Annotated in this window: 13 protein-coding genes and 1 tRNA gene; 7 read left to right on the top strand and 7 right to left on the bottom strand. The window is 62.1% G+C overall.

Annotation, left to right across the window (positions count from 1 at the left end; all coding sequences use genetic code 11):
* Positions 1–46: 46 nt before the first annotated feature.
* The 3 genes from ACF8EA_RS14240 to ACF8EA_RS14230 all read right to left on the bottom strand — a co-directional run bounded on the left by ACF8EA_RS14240 (position 47) and on the right by ACF8EA_RS14230 (position 2,437).
* Positions 47–1,333, bottom strand: a complete 1,287-nt coding sequence (locus ACF8EA_RS14240) for an OmpP1/FadL family transporter (RefSeq protein ID WP_101196191.1) — start codon at positions 1,331–1,333, stop codon at positions 47–49.
* 147 nt (positions 1,334–1,480) lie between these two features.
* Positions 1,481–1,963, bottom strand: a complete 483-nt coding sequence (locus ACF8EA_RS14235) for a hypothetical protein (RefSeq protein WP_392522384.1) — start codon at positions 1,961–1,963, stop codon at positions 1,481–1,483.
* Between the two features lie 249 nt (positions 1,964–2,212).
* Positions 2,213–2,437, bottom strand: a complete 225-nt coding sequence (locus tag ACF8EA_RS14230; RefSeq protein WP_016501083.1) for a hypothetical protein — start codon at positions 2,435–2,437, stop codon at positions 2,213–2,215.
* A 949-nt stretch (positions 2,438–3,386) separates the two neighbouring features.
* Between ACF8EA_RS14230 and ACF8EA_RS14225 the strand changes: the two genes are divergently transcribed.
* A complete protein-coding gene (locus tag ACF8EA_RS14225) occupies positions 3,387–3,806 on the top strand; it encodes a tetratricopeptide repeat protein (RefSeq protein WP_028698010.1) in 420 nt (139 codons plus the stop codon).
* A 445-nt stretch (positions 3,807–4,251) separates the two neighbouring features.
* Positions 4,252–5,625: a DNA recombination protein RmuC gene (gene rmuC, locus ACF8EA_RS14220; RefSeq protein ID WP_162149588.1), complete on the top strand. Its 1,374-nt coding sequence runs from the start codon at positions 4,252–4,254 to the stop codon at positions 5,623–5,625.
* Here the strand turns inward: rmuC and ACF8EA_RS14215 are convergent.
* A complete protein-coding gene (locus ACF8EA_RS14215; protein WP_021782506.1) occupies positions 5,597–9,076 on the bottom strand; it encodes a PAS domain-containing hybrid sensor histidine kinase/response regulator in 3,480 nt (1,159 codons plus the stop codon). The genes rmuC and ACF8EA_RS14215 overlap by 29 nt on opposite strands.
* A gap of 126 nt (positions 9,077–9,202) precedes the next feature.
* Positions 9,203–10,381 (bottom strand): MFS transporter, encoded by a 1,179-nt coding sequence (locus ACF8EA_RS14210; protein ID WP_392522382.1) that lies wholly within the window; start codon positions 10,379–10,381, stop codon positions 9,203–9,205.
* A gap of 242 nt (positions 10,382–10,623) precedes the next feature.
* Between ACF8EA_RS14210 and ACF8EA_RS14205 the strand changes: the two genes are divergently transcribed.
* From ACF8EA_RS14205 to ACF8EA_RS14190, 4 genes are all read left to right on the top strand, one after another.
* Positions 10,624–11,355, top strand: coding sequence for a GntR family transcriptional regulator (locus ACF8EA_RS14205; protein ID WP_392522380.1), 732 nt, complete (start codon positions 10,624–10,626; stop codon positions 11,353–11,355).
* A gap of 95 nt (positions 11,356–11,450) precedes the next feature.
* Entirely contained in the window at positions 11,451–12,725 is a 1,275-nt protein-coding gene (locus tag ACF8EA_RS14200) for an MFS transporter (RefSeq protein ID WP_021782503.1), read from the top strand.
* Positions 12,726–12,749: 24 nt separating this feature from the next.
* Positions 12,750–13,583, top strand: a complete 834-nt coding sequence (locus ACF8EA_RS14195) for an amidohydrolase (RefSeq protein ID WP_103443850.1) — start codon at positions 12,750–12,752, stop codon at positions 13,581–13,583.
* A gap of 157 nt (positions 13,584–13,740) precedes the next feature.
* Positions 13,741–15,618, top strand: coding sequence for an MFS transporter (locus ACF8EA_RS14190; protein ID WP_028698006.1), 1,878 nt, complete (start codon positions 13,741–13,743; stop codon positions 15,616–15,618).
* 3 nt (positions 15,619–15,621) lie between these two features.
* Here the strand turns inward: ACF8EA_RS14190 and sugE are convergent, their stop codons facing one another.
* Both sugE and rdgC read right to left on the bottom strand, forming a co-directional pair.
* The gene (gene sugE, locus ACF8EA_RS14185; protein WP_010952753.1) at positions 15,622–15,939 is read right to left on the bottom strand and encodes a quaternary ammonium compound efflux SMR transporter SugE; all 318 of its coding nucleotides are present in this window, start codon (positions 15,937–15,939) and stop codon (positions 15,622–15,624) included.
* 223 nt (positions 15,940–16,162) lie between these two features.
* The gene (gene rdgC, locus ACF8EA_RS14180; protein ID WP_176685465.1) at positions 16,163–17,083 is read right to left on the bottom strand and encodes a recombination-associated protein RdgC; all 921 of its coding nucleotides are present in this window, start codon (positions 17,081–17,083) and stop codon (positions 16,163–16,165) included.
* 216 nt (positions 17,084–17,299) lie between these two features.
* Between rdgC and ACF8EA_RS14175 the strand changes: the two genes are divergently transcribed.
* Positions 17,300–17,375: transfer RNA gene (locus ACF8EA_RS14175), tRNA-Val, on the top strand.
* The last annotated feature ends 3 nt before the right edge of the window (positions 17,376–17,378 follow it).

Here is a 17,378-nt window from a genome sequence, read left to right as displayed (position 1 = left end):
ATGAAAAAAACCGCCACGAAGGCGGTTTTCATGTAACGCGCAAGAATCAGAAGCGGTAGGTGAGGGAAGCACCGATGCCGTGAGCGCTGTTCTCGTACTTGGCCTGGTAGCTGCCTTTCAAGGCGCCTTCCGTCAGTGAGTCTGGCTGATTATTGACCTTGGTGTCCTCTTCCCACAGATAGGAGTAGGCAACATCGATGGTCATGTCATCGTTCGGGCTCCAGCCGGCACCAAAGCTAACCGCTTTGCGGTCGCCGGTAGGAATACGTGGCGAGCGATCATGGTTGTTGGTGGGCGACTGATCGACGGAGAAGCCTGCACGCAGGGTCCATTCCTTGTTCACCTTGTAGGCAGCACCGATGGCGTGTGCCCAGGTGTCATGCCAGTTCTGTTCCTCGGTGATGGTCTGCAGCGGGTAGCTTGCTAGTGCTTCGTTTTTGACGACGATGCTTTCCAGGCGGCTCCAGCGCGTCCAGGTGCTCCCCGCATACAGTGTCCAGTGGTCATCCAGTTCATGCGTGACCGAGAAGTCTACGGACTCTGGTGTCTTGATTTTCAGGCTGGCGTCGAACTTGCCACTGAGACCAGCAAGGGCAACCGGGTAGGAAACACGGGTATCGCCTTCAAGCTTGTAGTCGACCATCGAGTGGTAGGTCAGGCCCAGGCGGGTGCGATCTGTGGCTTGAACAAGGACGCCGATGTTGTAGCCGATAGCGGTGTCGTCGCCCTTGATTTTGACTTCGCCATCAGGGCCGCCACCCACAACCCCGGGGAAGGCCTTGCTGCTCAGGTTCGAACCCAGTTCACCCTTGATGCGGTTGATGGTCGGGCCAAAACCGATCGACACCTTGTCGTTGAAGGCGTAGCTGACGGTTGGCTGGAAGGTGACAACCTCGACCTTACTCTTCTTGCCCCAGTAGCGCGCGGCATCGTCGCTGCCGTAGTCGGTTACCAGGCCGAACGGTACGTAGACACCAAAACCGACGCTCCAGTGGTCATCGATCGGCTTGACGTAGTAACCCATGGGTACGCCAACGACAGGCACCATGTCACCATCGGTTTCCCCCCCGAAGTTGCTGCCTGGGCCCGATATATCGGTCTTAGCGATGACGGCAGCGCCGCCCACGGTGAATTGTTCGCGTTTGAGGCGGGACATGCCGGCCGGGTTGCCATACACAGTGCTGGCATCTTCGGCAGAAGACGAGCGCCCCGCGAAACCGGTTCCCATGCCGCTGATACTTTGTTCGTTCAGCGCGAACCCGGCGGCGAACAGTTGGCTGGAAGCAAGCGCAACAGCTACGCCGAGGGAGGTTTTGAGCATTACTTTTTTCATTATTAGAAAACTCCTTGGGATCTCCGGGGCGAAAAGCTACCAACAAATCACGCGCTGCGCTATAGGCTCAATCGCAGGAGTTAGAGCTGTTTTGTAGGACAATCCGACCAAAATTCCCTTTTTTCCGGTTTAGTTGTAGGACGCGTCTCAAGATGCCTGTGGCATTTTCTGATCTATGCAGGCCTGCCAGGCGTGAGTGAAGTCGCGCAGGCGACCTTGGGGGTTGAAAATCTGTCGCCAGATCCGCGCCAGTGCCAATAGATCGTCCGCCGCAGGCAATGGTGTGGCCTGCTCTTCGATGAGCATCCAGGCAATGGCGGTGGAATAGCGCAGGTTGACGGTGAGCTCCAGGTGCGGGCCACCAAGGAAGGCGTGCTGGCTGGCCAGGCCGCGGACCAGGCTGGCCAGGTCGGGATCACGGGCCAGGTAATCGTCCCAGAGCGCCTGGTGACGCTGTTCACCGATACGGTAAAGACCGTGCCCGCGTCGGTCATGCAGGGCTGAGCCGAGGGCTGACTGGCTGGCAGCGATGCCCAGTAACAAGGCTTCGGCGCTGGCGCAGTGACGGTTCAGGTAGACCAAGGTGGGTCGGATCACATACTGACACAATTCATTCGCCGCAATACCCATGATGCCCTCGAGCAGGTAAGGGCCGGACGGGCGCTGGAGCTTGGCAGCTGGTGAATGATCAGGCCCGCCGGGAGCGGAAAGCACCGCTCGAGTTGAAGTGTAGTGTGATAATCGTGGTGTAAAGAGCTGTTTTTAAATCGATTGCTGCCTGATGCTCCGGGCTATATGCCCTACGGCAATTACGCCGCGAGCGTTCAGGCAGACTTGCGATGGGATGATTCAGCGCTTGAATACACCGGTATTCGCCGGTCACGCGGTGAGCGACTGACGAGTCCGGGCGATCACCGCCTGCAGCGGTTCGTTGCGGCTGTACTGCTCGTGGTACAGGCGTTCGGTATGGCAGGCAACGCCGTGTTCGTCTACCAGGGTGAAGCTGAAGCTGCCCTTGCGTGGGGCAACGATAAGGCACTTCAACGGCGAGAAGGCCTGGGAGAGGGTGCCAATGGCAGCCTGAATCTGATGATGAGTTTGCATATTGTTGGAGGTTCCTGCTTTAAACACGGGGGATATGATCCGTGCATGATAGAAACGTTCCAGTGACGCCTTTATTAAGGGACGAACGAACCTGACTGGAACAGGGCAGCCAGAGGGGGCGCAATCAAATGTAGGCGCTTGGGCTGACTGGTAGGTACTTCGGAAGGCAGGCAGCACGCCGGGGCCAAGGTTCTAGGCCGTCGAGGTGGGATCCTGATCAATCTGTCATGTGATTCGTGCTTGCGCAGCGCTAGGCTGGCGAGTGAACCATTGAATGGGCCGGTCCTGGTTTCAGCAGAGCTGCTTTTGGGGGAGCGAGTCTGCAAGGACGCTTGCGGCCAGAATTGACTTTCAGCTTGGTACTAACGAGGGGCACCTTACCGGAAGTGCAGATGTTTGGCAAGCACTACGTTTGTTCAGGTGAGCCGCGCAGTATGGCGCGAATTCTCGCTGCTGGGAAGAGGGGGTAAATGGCCCAAATGCCGGCCGATGTGCCCTTTTCGGGCACCCAAATGGAGGTTTATGGTGCACTTGTTCACATTCGGGGCAGCGCTTGTAACGGCTTGGCAACACCACCCCGCAGCCTCGCCAATGCCTTGACTGCGTGGTTAAGTCAATGAAAAAAAACACTATTTTTAGCTGGTGAAAAAATCGTCAGTTTGACCAAAACCCCCAATTCATGGGGGTTTGAGGGGTGTGAGAGGGGGTTGTCCACCGAGTTATCCACAGGAACTGTGGATTGTCCCGAGCGCTTGCTCTAGCACGGGCGTGCCAGCAATGGGATGAACTGTCCGACAATCGTCATGCTCCAGCAGACCGGTTGGTCATCCACCTGAAAACGTCAAGAAAAGATCATTGAATTTTTTTTCAATCCGCCAGAAATCGACAGGCCAAGGCGAAAAAAAAAGAGTAGAGTGGCGCGCCTTTCGAGTCACCAAACCTGTTGCTCATGAAGTTTCGCGGTAAACACCTCGCCAGCCCCACTGCATCGACACTTGCACCTCCCGCTAAACGCTTTTCCCTGAAAGTGGCCCTGTGGTTGCTCGACAGCCCGCGCCTGGGCGACAAACCTCAGGTCAAGCACCTGGCCGGGCACCTTTTGAAGCAGCCGGCGCGCGAGGGGGTGGTAGTGGCGCAAAGCCGACTGGGGCAGATGTTGTGCCGCGATTGTGGCAACGCCCGCGACCGCCGTATTGGCCATGAGCTGCTGCGTCAGGCAGCCCGCGCAGGGGATCGGCGGGCGCAGCTGGAGTACGCTCGGCTGTGTCAGCACAACGAGCCGGAGCAGGCGCGCTATTGGCTCGAGCTTGCCGCAGGGCAGGGGTCGCAGGAAGCGCGCCGGTTGCTGCGACAGTGGTTTGCTGCCTGAGCGCTGTTGCCTGCGCGGGCCCTTTCGCGGGCAAGCCCGCTCCCACCGGGTTACCTCTGTCTTCAGGCTTGCGCGGCACTTGCAGAAGCGGGTTTACCCGCGAATACGGTAGCAGCAGCAAAGGTGGACGGCGGGTGATAATTGGCCAGCAGGCCCGGTCCTTTCGCGGGTAAACCCATCTACAGGCGACCGCGCAGGCTTTTCAGATTTTGAGCAAGACAGTTGCTTCCATCTGTGGGAGCGGGCTTGCCCGCGAAGAGGTCGATGCAGGCAACACACCAGTCAGGCTGATAAGCTGCACTCAATTTGCATCAGAGCGTTCGGGGTAAGCATGACAGTGGATCTGGCCAGCATTCTGCTGGGCTTGGTGGCAGGCGCAATACCCTGTCTGGTGTGGGTCATGCAGGTGCAGCGCCGCCAGGGCGCACGGCAAGGTGAGCAGGCCTTGCTCGAAGAGCGCCTCAACGCTGCCCAGCTGGCCCAGGCCGGTCTGCAGGCGCAACTGGATGCCAGTCGCGACGAGGTCAGCGACCTCAGTGAAGCCAATGCCGTCAAACAGGCCCAGCTGGCCGCCCAAGGCCGTGAGCTGGAGCTGCTGCAGATCGACCGCGACAATGCCCGTGACGCCGCCCACGCCTGGAGCCTTGAACGCGCCAACCGCGAAGCCGAACTGCGCCGCCTGGAGGCGCAAACGGCGCGCCTGGACGCAGAACTGCGTGAACAGCAGGAAAGCCACCAGCAACGTCTGGAAGACCTGCAGGAGGCCCGTGACACCTTGCGCGCCCAGTTCGCCGACATGGCCACCAAAATCTTCGACGAGCGCGAACAGCGCTTCGCCCAGACCAGCCAGCAGCACCTGGGCCAGTTGCTCGACCCGCTCAAGGAGCGCATCCATGCCTTCGAAAAACGCGTGGAGGAAAGCTACCAACAAGAGGCCCGCGAGCGCTTCTCGCTGGGCAAGGAGCTGGAGCGCCTGCAACAGCTCAACCTGCGTCTGTCCGACGAAGCCACCAACCTTACCCAGGCCTTGAAAGGCCAGAAGACCCAAGGTAACTGGGGGGAGCTGATCCTCGAACGTGTGCTGGAGCATGCCGGCCTGGAAAAGGGCCGCGAATACCAGACTCAGGTCAGCCTGAAAAGCGCCGACGGCGAGCGCTTCCAGCCGGATGTGCTGATCATGCTGCCCGGCAACAAGCAGGTGGTGGTGGACGCCAAGGTCAGCCTCACGGCGTACCAGCAGTTCGTTGCCGGCAACGACGAAGCCGCGCTCAAGCAGCATGTGCAGTCGCTGCGCAGCCACGTCAAAGGCCTGTCGAGCAAGGACTACAGCCGCCTCGAAGGCCTGCACAGCCTGGATTTCGTGTTGTTGTTCGTGCCCATCGAGGCGGCCTTCTCGGCGGCCCTGCAGGCCGAGCCGAACCTGTTCCAGGAGGCCTTCGACCGGCAGATCGTGATTGTCAGCCCTACCACGTTGCTGGCGACCTTGCGGGTCATCGACAGCCTGTGGAAGCAGGAACGTCAAGGACAGAACGCCCGCGAGATTGCCGAGCGTGCCGGCTGGCTCTACGACAAATTCGTGCTGTTCATCCAGGACCTGGACGAGCTGGGCAGCCGCCTGCAGCAGGTGGACAAGGCTTATGCCGCAGCGCGCAACAAGCTGTGCGAAGGGCGTGGCAACCTGGTCAGCCGAAGCGAGCAGCTGAAGCTGCTGGGGGCCCGCGCCAGCAAGAGCTTGCCGGCAGACCTGCTGGAGCGGGCGCTGTCCGACGAAGCGCTGCCCGACGTAGCGGTTACTGAGCCAGGCTCAGATGGCGATTGAGCAGGGCGCGCAAGGCCGCCGGCTTGACCGGCTTGGCCAGGTAGTCCAGGCCTGATGCGTGTACCAGGGCAATGGTTTCCTTGCTGCCGTCGGCGCTGATCACTACACCGGGTACTGGCTCACCCAGCCGCGCACGAAGCCAGCCCATCAGCCCTGTGCCGGTCTCGCCGTCGTCCAGGTGATAGTCCACCAATGCCAGGTGCGGGCGCATGCCCTTGGCCAGCAAGGCTTCGCATTCGGCCTGGTTGCGCGCGGTCCATACCTGGCAACCCCAGCGGCTTAGCAGGCTGTTCATGCCGATCAGGATGCTGTCTTCGTTATCCACGCATAGCACTTGTAGCCCGGCCAGTGGCTGGCCGCCCTGTTGTTCCACGGGGGCGCTTGGCGCCGCGGCGGCCTGGCGCGCAATCGGTACGCTGACGCGGAACACCGTGCCTTTGCCCGGCCATGAGCGCACTTCCAGCGGATGCCCCAATACCCGGCACAGCCCGTCTGCGATTGCCAGACCCAGGCCTAGCCCCTTCTCGGCGCGGGTCTGGTGGCTGTCCAGGCGCTTGAACTCCTGAAAGATCACTTGCAGCTTGTCGTCAGCAATGCCCGGGCCACGGTCCCAGACCTCCAGCCACAGGCGCTCGCCCTGTCGGCGCGCGCCCAGCAGGATCGGGCTCTTGCCATAGCGCAGGGCATTGGTGAGGAAGTTCTGCAGCACCCGGCGTAGCAGTTTCATGTCGCTGTCCACCCGCAGGCGGCTGCCGCGCAGGCGGAACTCCAGGCCCTTCTCGGCCGCCAGCAGCTTGAACTCGGCGCCCAGGGTGTCGAACAGCTCATTGAGGGCGAAGGGTTTGGCATCCGGGGTGATCTTGCCGTTTTCCAGGCGCGAGATGTCCAGCAGGTCGCTGATCAGCTCTTCAGCCGAGCGCAGCGAGCTGTCCATGTGCTGTACCAGCTGCTGGGCCTCTTCGTTCATGCCCTCGGCCTGTTGCGACAAGGCGGCAGAGAAAAGCCGTGCGGCGTTCAAGGGTTGCATCAGGTCATGGCTGACGGCGGCCAGGAAGCGGGTCTTGGACTTGCTCACCGCTTCGGCCTGGCTTTTGGCTTCGGACAGCGCCTGGTTCAACTGCGACAGTTCGTGGGTGCGCTCCGCCACGCGTTGCTCAAGGCGTTCGTTGGCATCGCGCAGGGCCTGCTCGGCCTCGCGGAACGGGGTGATGTCGGTGAAGCTCATGACAAAGCCGCCGCCCGGCATGGGGTTGCCGATCAGCTCGATCACCCGGCCATTGGGGAACAGCCGCTCTGAGGAGTGCGCGCGGCCCTGGCGCATCCAGTGTAGCCGCCGCGCCACATGCACCTGCGCTTCGCCGGGGCCGCACAGGCCGCGCTCGGCGTTGTAGCGGATGATGTCGGCAATCGGTCGCCCTACGCTGATCAGCCCGTCCGGGTAGTTGAACAGCTCCAGGTAGCGGCGGTTCCATGCCACCAGGTGCAGGTTCTGGTCGACCACGCTGATGCCTTGGTTGATGTTTTCGATGGCGCCTTGCAGCAGGGCGCGGTTGAACTGCAGCACCTCACTGGCTTCGTCAGCGATGCGCACCACGTCTTCCAGCTGCATGTCGCGGCCTTCGATGGCCGCTTTGACCACGGCGCGGGTCGAGGAGGTGCCGAGCACCCCGGCCAGCAGGCGTTCGGTGTGCTCGATCCAGTCGCCATCGGCGTTCTGGTTCGGGTTGAAGCCCTTGCCCTGGCGGTAGGCAAAGCGGATGAAGCTCTGCCGTGCGCGCTCTTCTCCGACAAAGCGCGAGGCCAGGGTCAACAGGTCGTCGATCTGCACCGCCAGCAGCGGCTTGCTGCTGGGCCGCGCGCTGGTCTGCTGGCCAATGAAGCGGCCGGCCTGCCAGTGCTCGGAAACCCGTGTGCGCGACAGCACCGAAACCCAGGCGAACAGGGTGAAGTTGCCTGCCAGTGACAGCACCACACCTTGGGTCAGCGGACTGATCGGCAGGTTCAGCGGGTTGCCATGCAGCCACGCAAGGCCAGGGAACAACTGCAACGACCAGCCCAGGCTGTGCGCGGCAATCGGCAGCACCAAGGTGTAGAACCACAGGAAAATGCCGGCGGCCAGGCCGGCGAACACACCGCGACGGTTGGCCTGCTTCCAGTACAGCGCGCCAAGCATGGCCGGGGTGAGCTGGGTCACGGCTGCAAAGGCGATCTGGCCGATGGTCGCCAGGCTGGCGGTGGAACCCAGCAGGCGGTAGCTGACATAGGCCAGCAGCAGGATCACCACGATGGTTACCCGGCGTACCGAAAGCATCCAGTGGCGGAATGCTTCGAAAGGCCGCTCGGCGTTATTGCGGCGCAGCAGCCAGGGCAGCAGCATGTCGTTGGACACCATGGTCGACAGCGCCACGGCCTCGACGATCACCATGCCGGTGGCCGCCGAGGCGCCGCCGATGAACGCCAGCAGGGCAAGGCTCGGGTGCGCCTCTGCCAGCGGCAGGCTGATGACGAACGAGTCGGAGATCACCGTGCCTGGCAGCAGCATCTGCCCGGCCAGGGCAATCGGCACCACGAACAGCGCGGCCAATGCCAGGTACATGGGGAATACCCAGCGCGCCAGGCGCAAGTCCTGCGGCTCGATGTTCTCCACCACGGTAACGTGGAACTGCCGGGGCAGGCAGATGATTGCCATCATCGCCACGGCGGTTTGCACCACCATGGACGGCCAATTGATGGTTTCTTTCCAATAGTCCTGCAAGTGGATCGACTGGCGGGCCTGGCTGAACAGGTCGTCGAAACCGTCATACAGGTTGAAAACGATGAAGATGCCCACGGCAAGGAACGCCAGCAGCTTGATCATTGATTCGAAGGCGATCGCCAGGACCATGCCGCGGTGGTGCTCGGTCACATCCAGGCTGCGGGTACCGAAGACGATGGCGAACAGCGCCAGTACCAGCGATATCACCAGCGCGGTGTCCTGCACGCGGGTGCCGGTGGCATCGGCGTTGGCGCCGATCAGCAGGTTCACGCCCAGTACGATGCCCTTGAGCTGCAAGGCGATGTACGGCAGCACGCCGACCAGGCAGATCAGCGCCACCACCACTGCCAGGGTCTGCGACTTGCCGTAGCGCGCGGCAATGAAGTCGGCGATCGAGGTGATGTTCTGCTGCTTGCTGATCAGCACCATCTTCTGCAGCACCCAAGGCGCGAAGATCAGCAGCAGTACCGGGCCCAGGTAGATTGGCAGGAACGCCCAAAGCTGTTCGGCGGCCTGGCCCACCGCGCCGAAGAAGGTCCAACTGGTGCAGTACACGGCCAGCGACAGGCTGTACACCCAGGCGCGCAGCTTTGGCGGCAAGGGCGTGCTGCGACGGTCGCCGTAGAAGGCGATGGCGAACATGATGGCCATATAGGCCAGGGCGACCACGGCGATCAGCCCGCTGGACAACGACATGAAGACTCCGAAGCAAAAAGGTAACGCGGTCCCGATCAATCAGTCTGGCACGCAAGTGCCGCTTCGTCAGCGCAGACGATGGTTGTAGGAGCGGGTTCACCCGCGAATAGGCAGGAACAGGCAACATCAAACCCTGCGGGTACCCAACCCGTAAAACACCCCTGCCAGTATCACCGACAACACCAGCAGGTAGAAGACCGCCCCTGGCCACAGGTGTGCCAGTGCAAACCCCACCATCACTGGCCCCAGCGCCGCCCCCAGATTGGACAGGTTCTGTGCGCCGTAATACACCCCGCGCAAGTGCTCCGGTGCAATCAGGTCGATGAACATGTACTCGGCCGGGATCACGATGATTTCACCCAGCGTGAACACCAGCATCGCCAGGCACCAGGCCAGCACCGAGCCAGCCATTGCAAAACCCAGCAAGCCGGCGATAAACAGGCCCATGCCGGCCAACAGCCACGGCATCAGGCGCTGGCGGCTGATACGCCGGCCAATCAGATACTGCAAGGCAATGACCGTCACGGCGTTGGTGGTGACCAGATAGCCGATCAGCCGTGCGGCTGCGGTGGGGTTGCTGGTTACCACCAGGTACTGGGACAGGTAGGCGGTGAACTGGCCGAACACCACCGCGCTCAGCACCCCTCCCGCGGTAAAGCACACCAGCCGACGATCCCGCGCCAGCCCCAGCGCCACTTGGCCGAAGCCGGCCGCAGGTTTGTCCGGCGCGCGGGCCTGCAGGCTGCGATCACCCAGGCGCCAATAAGCCAGGCACATGGCCAGGCCAAGCAGGGCAGAGGCGAGGAACGGCACATGGTCGTTCAGTTCAAGCATGGCCACGCCCAGCAACGGGCCGGCGGCGTAGCCAACGTTGCTGAGGGTGTACTTGATGGCGAAAACCTCGGCCCGCTCATCCACTGGCAACAACGCGCAGAAGCCCGCCTTGGCGGCGATGTCGACCACTGCCAGAGCCAGGTTGATCAACACCAGACAAAAGAAGAACGGCAGTGCCGAACGGCTGGCGACCGCGCCGACGAAGGCCAGGGCGAACAGCAGGGTACTGATGCTGACCAGCGCGTGGTTGCTCAAGGTGTCGACCAGATGGCCACCGTACAGACTCAATAGCGAGGCGACGATCAGCGCGCCACCGATCAGCAGGCCGATCTGGCTGATCGGCAGCTGGAAATTGTCTGCCAGGTAAACCACCAGGTAGGGCAGGGTGAGGGCGCGGGCGATGGTAAGCGTGAAGGTGGTGGTGAGCAGCAGGCGAACGGTGTGCGGGTAGCGTTTTATGGCGGCGAGCATTGCCACGTCCTTGTTATGCGGGTTTGCCGGGCACAAGCATAAGCCACAAGCGGCCCTTGCAGCAGCACCGACAACATTCGAGTGAATGCGGGAATTCTCCGGCCGCTTCACAGCCCTCCGCGACACAAGGCCGCGTCACAAGCAAAAGGGCGACGGGCGGAGGATTGACAGCCCGACAGGCTGGGGGAATACTCTTGAAAAATTCATATAGATGTTTATATAACAAAACGAGAGCGAGACCCATGCACCCATTGACCGGTGATGCTCGACTGCCCCGCTACCAACAACTGCGCGACCACATGGTCGCGCAAATTGCCAACAACCGCTGGCGTCCGGGGGAAGCGATCCCGACCGAAGCAGCCTTGGCCACCGAGTTCGACCTGTCGATCGGCACCGTGCGCAAGGCTGTCGATGTGCTGGTAGCCGAAGGCGTGCTGGAGCGTCAGCAGGGTCGCGGCACCTTCATTCGCCGCCCGCAGTTCCAGTCGTCGCTGTTCCGCTTCTTCCGTTTCGAAGCCGCCAATGGCGAGCGCGTGGTGCCGGAAAGCCGCATTCTCTCTATCGAGCCGCTTCCGGCGCCTTCGGCGGTGGCCGAGGCATTGGGCCTGGCGGGGGAGGCTGATGTGATCCGCATCGTTCGCACCCGTCTGCTTGGCGCCGAGCCGGTGCTGGCTGAAGAGATCTGGCTGCCGCGTCAAACCTTCCAGCCGCTGCTGGACGTGGATTTGAACAGCAAGGGTCCACTGCTGTACCCGATCTACGAAGCGCTGTGCGGTCAGGTGGTCGCCTACGCCGAAGAGACCCTGACCGCCGAAGCGGTCGACGCGGTGCATGGCCGCTTGCTGCAACTGCCGGCCGACAGCCCGGTGGTAGTGATCGAGCGCCTGGCCCGGGATTACGCCGGCAAACCTCTGGAATGGCGCCGCTCGCGCGGCCATGCGCAGCACTTCCGCTACCGCATCGACATTCGCTGAACCGGTCGCTTCACCCTTTTACCTGTCTGCGCCGTGCTGCCACGGCGCAGTGGCTTCGCCTGCCCGTCACACCCACGACTAGAAGGATAACAATCATGTTCAGCTGGTATCGCGAGATCACCTCACGGGAACGCAAGACATTCTGGGCCTGTTTCGGCGGCTGGTCGCTCGATGCGCTGGAAGTGCAGATGTTCGGCCTGGCCATCCCCGCGCTGATCGCCGCGTTCTCCCTGACCAAGGGCGACGCCGGCCTGATCAGTGGCCTGACCTTGGTGACCTCGGCAATCGGCGGCTGGCTGGGTGGCACCCTGTCCGACCGCTATGGTCGCGTGCGTACCCTGCAATGGATGATTCTCTGGTTCTCGTTCTTTACCTTCCTTTCGGCATTCGTCACCGGTTTCTACCCGTTGCTGTTCGTCAAGGCCATGCAAGGCTTTGGCATTGGTGGCGAATGGGCAGCCGGCGCTGTGCTGATGGCCGAAACCATCAACCCCAGGTATCGCGGCAAAGTCATGGGTACGGTGCAGAGTGCCTGGGCTGTGGGGTGGGGGCTGGCGGTGGCACTGTTTACGCTGATTTACTCACTGGTACCGCAGGAGTTTGCCTGGCGGGTGATGTTCTTCGTCGGTCTGCTGCCATCGCTGCTGATCATCTGGGTACGCCGCAACGTGCCTGAGCCGGACAGTTTCCAGCGCCTGCAGAAAGAAAAAGCCATCCCCTCCAGCTTCTTGCAGTCGATGGCTGGCATCTTCCGCCCGGAACTGCTGCGTGTGACCCTGCTGGGCGGCTTGCTCGGCCTGGGTGCCCACGGTGGCTACCACGCGGTGATGACCTGGTTGCCGACCTTTCTCAAGACAGAGCGCAACCTCTCGGTGCTTAACTCTGGCGGTTACCTGGCGGTGATCATCCTGGCCTTCTGGTGTGGCTGCGTGGTCAGCGGCCTGCTGATCGACCGTATTGGCAGGCGCAAGAACATCCTGCTGTTCGCCCTGTGCTGTGTACTGACCGTGCAGGCCTACGTGTTCTTCCCGCTGAGCAATACCCAGATGCTGTTCCTCGGCTTCCCGCTGGGCTTTTTCGCCGCCGGCATCCCGGCCAGCCTTGGCGCGTTTTTCAATGAACTGTACCCGGCTGACGTACGCGGCGCCGGGGTGGGCTTTTGCTACAACTTCGGTCGCGTGCTGTCGGCCGTGTTCCCCTTCCTGGTCGGGCACATGAGCGAATCGATGTCGCTGGGGAGTGCCATCGGCATCGATGCCGGCATCGCGTATGGCGTTGCGGTGATCGCAGCCCTGTGCCTGCCCGAAACCCGTGGCCGCAACCTTGAATCTGCACCTGCGCCGGAAGCGGCCGGTGCCGTCGCCAAGTAACCTGAACGTGTTTGTATGAGAACCATGCCCCACGCACCCGCTTTGCACCTGACCGCCATCGACAGCCACGCCCACGTGTTCAGCCGTGGCCTGAACCTGGCCAGCCAGCGGCGTTATGCGCCCAGTTACGATGCGCCGCTGGGCGACTACCTGGGCCGGCTGCGGGCTCATGGTTTCAGCCATGGCGTACTGGTCCAGCCCAGCTTCCTGGGTACCGACAACCGCTATTTGCTCAGCGCCTTGCAGACCGTGCCTGGGCAACTGCGCGGGGTGGTGATGCTGGAGCGGGATGTCGAGCGCGCGACGTTGGCGGAAATGGCCCGGTTGGGGGTAAGGGGTGTACGCCTCAACCTCATGGGGCAGGATATGCCTGACCTGACCGACGCGCAGTGGCGGCCGCTGCTGGAACACATCGGCGAGCAGGGGTGGCACGTGGAACTGCACCGTCAGGTGGCGGACATTCCAGTGCTGGTGCGGGCATTGCAGCCCTATGGCCTGGACATCGTGATTGACCATTTCGGCCGGCCAGATGCCCGCCTTGGCCTGGGCCAGCCGGGGTTTGCCGAACTGCTCACCCTGAGCGGTCGGGGCAAGGTATGGGTGAAGGTGTCCGGCATCTACCGGCTGCAGGGCTCGCCGGAACAGAACCTGGCATTCGCCCGTCAGGCGCTGTGCGCGCTGGAAGCCCATTACGGCGCAGAGCGGTTGATGTGGGGCAGTGACTGGCCGCATACCCAGCATGAGTCGGAGGTCAGTTTCGGCACCGCTGTCGAACAGTTCGAGGCCTTGGGGTGTTCAGCGCAGTTGCGCCAGGCACTCTTGGTGGATACCGCGCGGGCGTTGTTTGGCTTCGAGTGACTTAGCGCCAGTGCTGCAACTGCCAGCAGGTCCTTGATAGCAATCTCGTCTGGCCATGTCTGAGGTGGTGCTTGCCAGCCAGCGCATTTCCCATGCAGATTTGTGGCCCGGCGCGCTTGGCGAGCCTCCAATTGAAAAGCCCTCAGGACCAAGGACGATGAGTCACTCTTCGCAATTCACCTTGCTCGGCAAGCGGCGTTTCCTGCCGTTTTTCATCACTCAGTCGCTGGGTGCCTTCAACGACAACCTGTTCAAGCAGTCGCTGATCCTGGCGATTTTGTTCAAGCTCAGCCTGGGCGATGGTGACCGATCGATCTGGGTCAACCTGTGTGCCTTGCTGTTCATCCTGCCGTTTTTCCTGTTTTCGGCGCTGGGCGGGCAGTTTGGCGAGAAGTTCGCCAAGGATGCGCTGATCCGCGCAATCAAGCTGGCCGAAATCGTGATCATGGCGATTGGTGCGCTGGGCTTTGTCACCAACCATCTGGCGCTGATGCTGGTGGCGCTGTTCGGTATGGGGACCCACTCGGCGCTGTTCGGCCCGGTGAAGTATTCGATCCTGCCGCAGGCCCTGCGCGAGGAAGAGCTGGTGGGCGGTAATGGGCTGGTGGAAACCGGTACCTTCCTCGCCATCCTCGCCGGCACTATCGGCGCCGGGGTGATGATGTCGGCCGACAGTTACGCAACGGTGGTGGCCGGTGGCGTGGTCGGCACGGCGGTACTCGGCTATCTGGCCAGCCGCTGGATCCCCCGGGCTGCTGCCGCCTCGCCGCAAATGCCGCTGGACTGGAACATCTTCAAGCAGTCGTGGGTGATCTTGCGCATGGGCCTGGGCCAGCCGCCGGCGGTGTCGCGTTCGATCGTCGGCAACTCGTGGTTCTGGTTTGTCGGCGCCATCTACCTCACGCAGATCCCGGCCTATGCCAAGGATTGGCTGCACGGTGACGGCACGGTGGTGACCCTGGTGCTGACACTGTTCTCGGTGGGCATCGCCCTGGGCTCACTGCTGTGCGAGCGGCTCAGTGGACGTAAGGTGGAAATCGGCCTGGTGCCGTTCGGCTCGTTCGGCCTGACCCTGTTCGGCCTGCTGTGGTGGTGGCACTCCGGTGATGTGCCGGCTGCAGCAGCGCCGCACGACTGGCTGGCATTGCTGGGCATGAGCCAGGCGTGGTGGATCTTGCTGTCGATCATTGGCTTGGGTGTGTTCGGCGGTTTCTACATCGTGCCGCTGTATGCGTTGATCCAGGCCCGCACGGCCGAGGACGAGCGCGCCAGGGTGATCGCGGCCAACAACATCCTCAATGCCTTGTTCATGGTGGTGTCGGCGGTGCTCACCATCATCCTGCTAGGCGTGGCCAAGCTGAGCATCCCGCAGCTTTTCCTGGTGGTGTCGCTGCTCAATATCGCGGTCAACACCTACATCTTCAGGATCGTCCCCGAGTTCACCATGCGCTTCCTGATCTGGCTGCTCAGCCATTCGATGTACCGCGTGCAGCACCGAGACCTTGAGCGCATCCCCGACGAGGGTGCAGCGTTGCTAGTGTGCAACCACGTGTCGTTCGTCGATGCGTTGCTGCTGGGCGGGGCTATCCGCCGGCCGATCCGCTTTGTCATGTACTACAAGATCTACAACCTGCCGGTGCTCAACTTCGTGTTTCGCACTGCCGGTGCCATCCCGATTGCCGGGCGTAACGAAGACCAGGCGACGTACGAGCGGGCCTTCGCGCGCATTGCCGAGTACCTGGCGGATGGCGAGCTGGTGTGCATTTTCCCGGAAGGCAAGCTGACGGGCGATGGCGAAATCGATGTCTTCAAGGGTGGGGTCAGCCGCATCCTCGAAGAAACGCCGGTACCGGTGATTCCGCTGGCCTTGCAGGGGTTGTGGGGAAGCTTCTTCAGCCGTGACCCGGCCAAGGGTTTCTTCAAGCGCCTGTGGTCGCGGGTGACCATCGTGGCAGGCGCCGCCGTCCCGGTGGAGGCGGCGCAGCCTGAAGTGTTGCGCGAACAGGTCAGCCGCCTGCGCGGCCATCTGCGATAGGGGTTAGCTGGCGCTGACTTTCAGGCCCACAAGGCCGCAGACGATCAGCGCCACGCTGACCAGCCGCACCAGGGCCATGGACTCGCCGAACAGAATGATCCCGGCGATGACCGTACCGACTGCGCCTACGCCGGTCCAGATGGCATAGGCGGTGCCCAGCGGCAATTCCTTCATGGCCAGGCCCAACAGGCCCAGGCTGATGACCATGGCGCCGACGGTAAGGACAGTGGGTAGCGGTCGAGTGAAACCGTCGGTGTATTTGAGGCCGACGGCCCAGCCGACCTCGAACAGGCCGGCGAAAAACAGGATGATCCAGGACATGAGTGTGTCTCCATCGTTTGAATGATGGGGCCGTCCCCGGAGTGGTCACGCGGTGCGTCGTGAGGTCGTCCTCACCGTGGGCACCATGGTGCCTGTCTGCGGCCTTGCGGGCAAGACCGCGCCTGCAAGGGGTTACCACGTCCACTTGCAGGCGCGGGTTTACCCGCGAAGAGGCCGGTGCTGGCAGAAAACGATTCAGGCCAGCACCTGCATTTCATACCAATCAGACCCCTTGCGGGATCTCTTCCCCACCCAGCGCCTCGAACAGCACCGGCAGGAATTCGGCAAAGGTCATCATCATCAGCTGGAAGCTGGCATCGAACTGCTGCGCAGCCTCATCGCCACCGTCCTGCTCGGCCTGCTCCTGCAGCAGCTCTTCGAACTTCAGGCGCTTGATGACCATCTTGTCGTCGAGAACGAACGACAGCTTGTCTTGCCAGGCCAGGGCCAGCTGGGTCACCACCTTGCCAGTGGAAAGGTGCAACTGGATCTCTTCGCCGGTCAGGTCCTGGCGCTTGCAACGCACGATACCGCCATCTTCGGCGGTGTCACGCAGTTCGCACTCGTCCAGCACATAGAAGCCTTCGGCGGCTTGCTGCGATTTGACCCAGTCGGTCATGGTGGCTACCGGCGCAATCTTCACCGTGGCCGGGCGCACCGGCAGCGAGCCCATCACTTCACGCAGGGTCGACAGCAGGTCTTCGGCGCGCTTGGCGCTGGCCGAGTTGACCAGGATCACGCCCAGGCGCGGGGCAATGGCAGCGAAGATCATCGAGCGGCGGATGAACGCACGCGGCAGGAACGCCTGGATGATTTCGTCCTTGATCTGGTCGCGTTCCTTTTTATAGACCTTGCGCATTTGCTCGGTCTCGATCTCTTCGACCTTTTCCTTGACCGCGTCGTTGACCACGCTGCTCGGCAGGATGCGTTCTTCCTTGCGCGCGGCAATCAGCAGGTACTCGCCGCTGACATGCACCAGGGGAGCGTCTTCGCCTTTGCCGAACGGCGCGACGAAACCATAGGTGGTCAGCTCCTGGCTGGCGCAGGGGCGGGCCGGCTTGCTGGCCAGGGCGGCTTCCAGCGCTTCAGGCTCGAACGGAACTTCCTGGGTCAGGCGGTAGGTCAGCAGGTTCTTGAACCACATGAGGGGCAATCTCTCCTTAATGCATAAGGCGGGCATTATTCTCCGAGCGGTGAGTTGAGGCCAGCCCTGTCAGAGGGCCAGCAGTGGCTTATGCATGAAAGAATCGGCCGACAACGCTAGGTCTTTGAAAGGCCTGAGGTTTTTTTTGCAAAAAGTTTAAAAAGTGCTTGCCAGGGTGCGGGACGCTCCGTAGAATGCGCGCCACACCGAGACGAAGGGTGATTAGCTCAGCCGGGAGAGCATCTGCCTTACAAGCAGAGGGTCGGCGGTTCGATCCCGTCATCACCCACCACTC

The sequence above is a fragment of the Pseudomonas sp. YQ_5 genome, assembly GCF_043103305.1.
GTDB lineage: Bacteria > Pseudomonadota > Gammaproteobacteria > Pseudomonadales > Pseudomonadaceae > Aquipseudomonas > Aquipseudomonas putida_Y.
The sequence above is the reverse complement of the archived record's forward strand: the minus strand, read 5'-3'. Positions and strand labels throughout refer to the sequence as shown.

Coding starts and splice junctions, on each gene's coding strand:
- ACF8EA_RS14200 (WP_021782503.1), top strand. CDS start 11,451: ATGTTCAGCTGGTATCGCGAGATCACCTCACGGGAACGCAAGACATTC.
- ACF8EA_RS14190 (WP_028698006.1), top strand. CDS start 13,741: ATGAGTCACTCTTCGCAATTCACCTTGCTCGGCAAGCGGCGTTTCCTG.
- ACF8EA_RS14235 (WP_392522384.1), bottom strand. CDS start 1,963: ATGGGTATTGCGGCGAATGAATTGTGTCAGTATGTGATCCGACCCACC.
- ACF8EA_RS14230 (WP_016501083.1), bottom strand. CDS start 2,437: ATGCAAACTCATCATCAGATTCAGGCTGCCATTGGCACCCTCTCCCAG.
- ACF8EA_RS14210 (WP_392522382.1), bottom strand. CDS start 10,381: ATGCTCGCCGCCATAAAACGCTACCCGCACACCGTTCGCCTGCTGCTC.
- ACF8EA_RS14240 (WP_101196191.1), bottom strand. CDS start 1,333: ATGAAAAAAGTAATGCTCAAAACCTCCCTCGGCGTAGCTGTTGCGCTT.
- rdgC (WP_176685465.1), bottom strand. CDS start 17,083: ATGTGGTTCAAGAACCTGCTGACCTACCGCCTGACCCAGGAAGTTCCG.
- ACF8EA_RS14225 (WP_028698010.1), top strand. CDS start 3,387: ATGAAGTTTCGCGGTAAACACCTCGCCAGCCCCACTGCATCGACACTT.
- ACF8EA_RS14205 (WP_392522380.1), top strand. CDS start 10,624: ATGCACCCATTGACCGGTGATGCTCGACTGCCCCGCTACCAACAACTG.
- ACF8EA_RS14215 (WP_021782506.1), bottom strand. CDS start 9,076: ATGTCGTTGTCCAGCGGGCTGATCGCCGTGGTCGCCCTGGCCTATATG.
- ACF8EA_RS14195 (WP_103443850.1), top strand. CDS start 12,750: ATGCCCCACGCACCCGCTTTGCACCTGACCGCCATCGACAGCCACGCC.
- sugE (WP_010952753.1), bottom strand. CDS start 15,939: ATGTCCTGGATCATCCTGTTTTTCGCCGGCCTGTTCGAGGTCGGCTGG.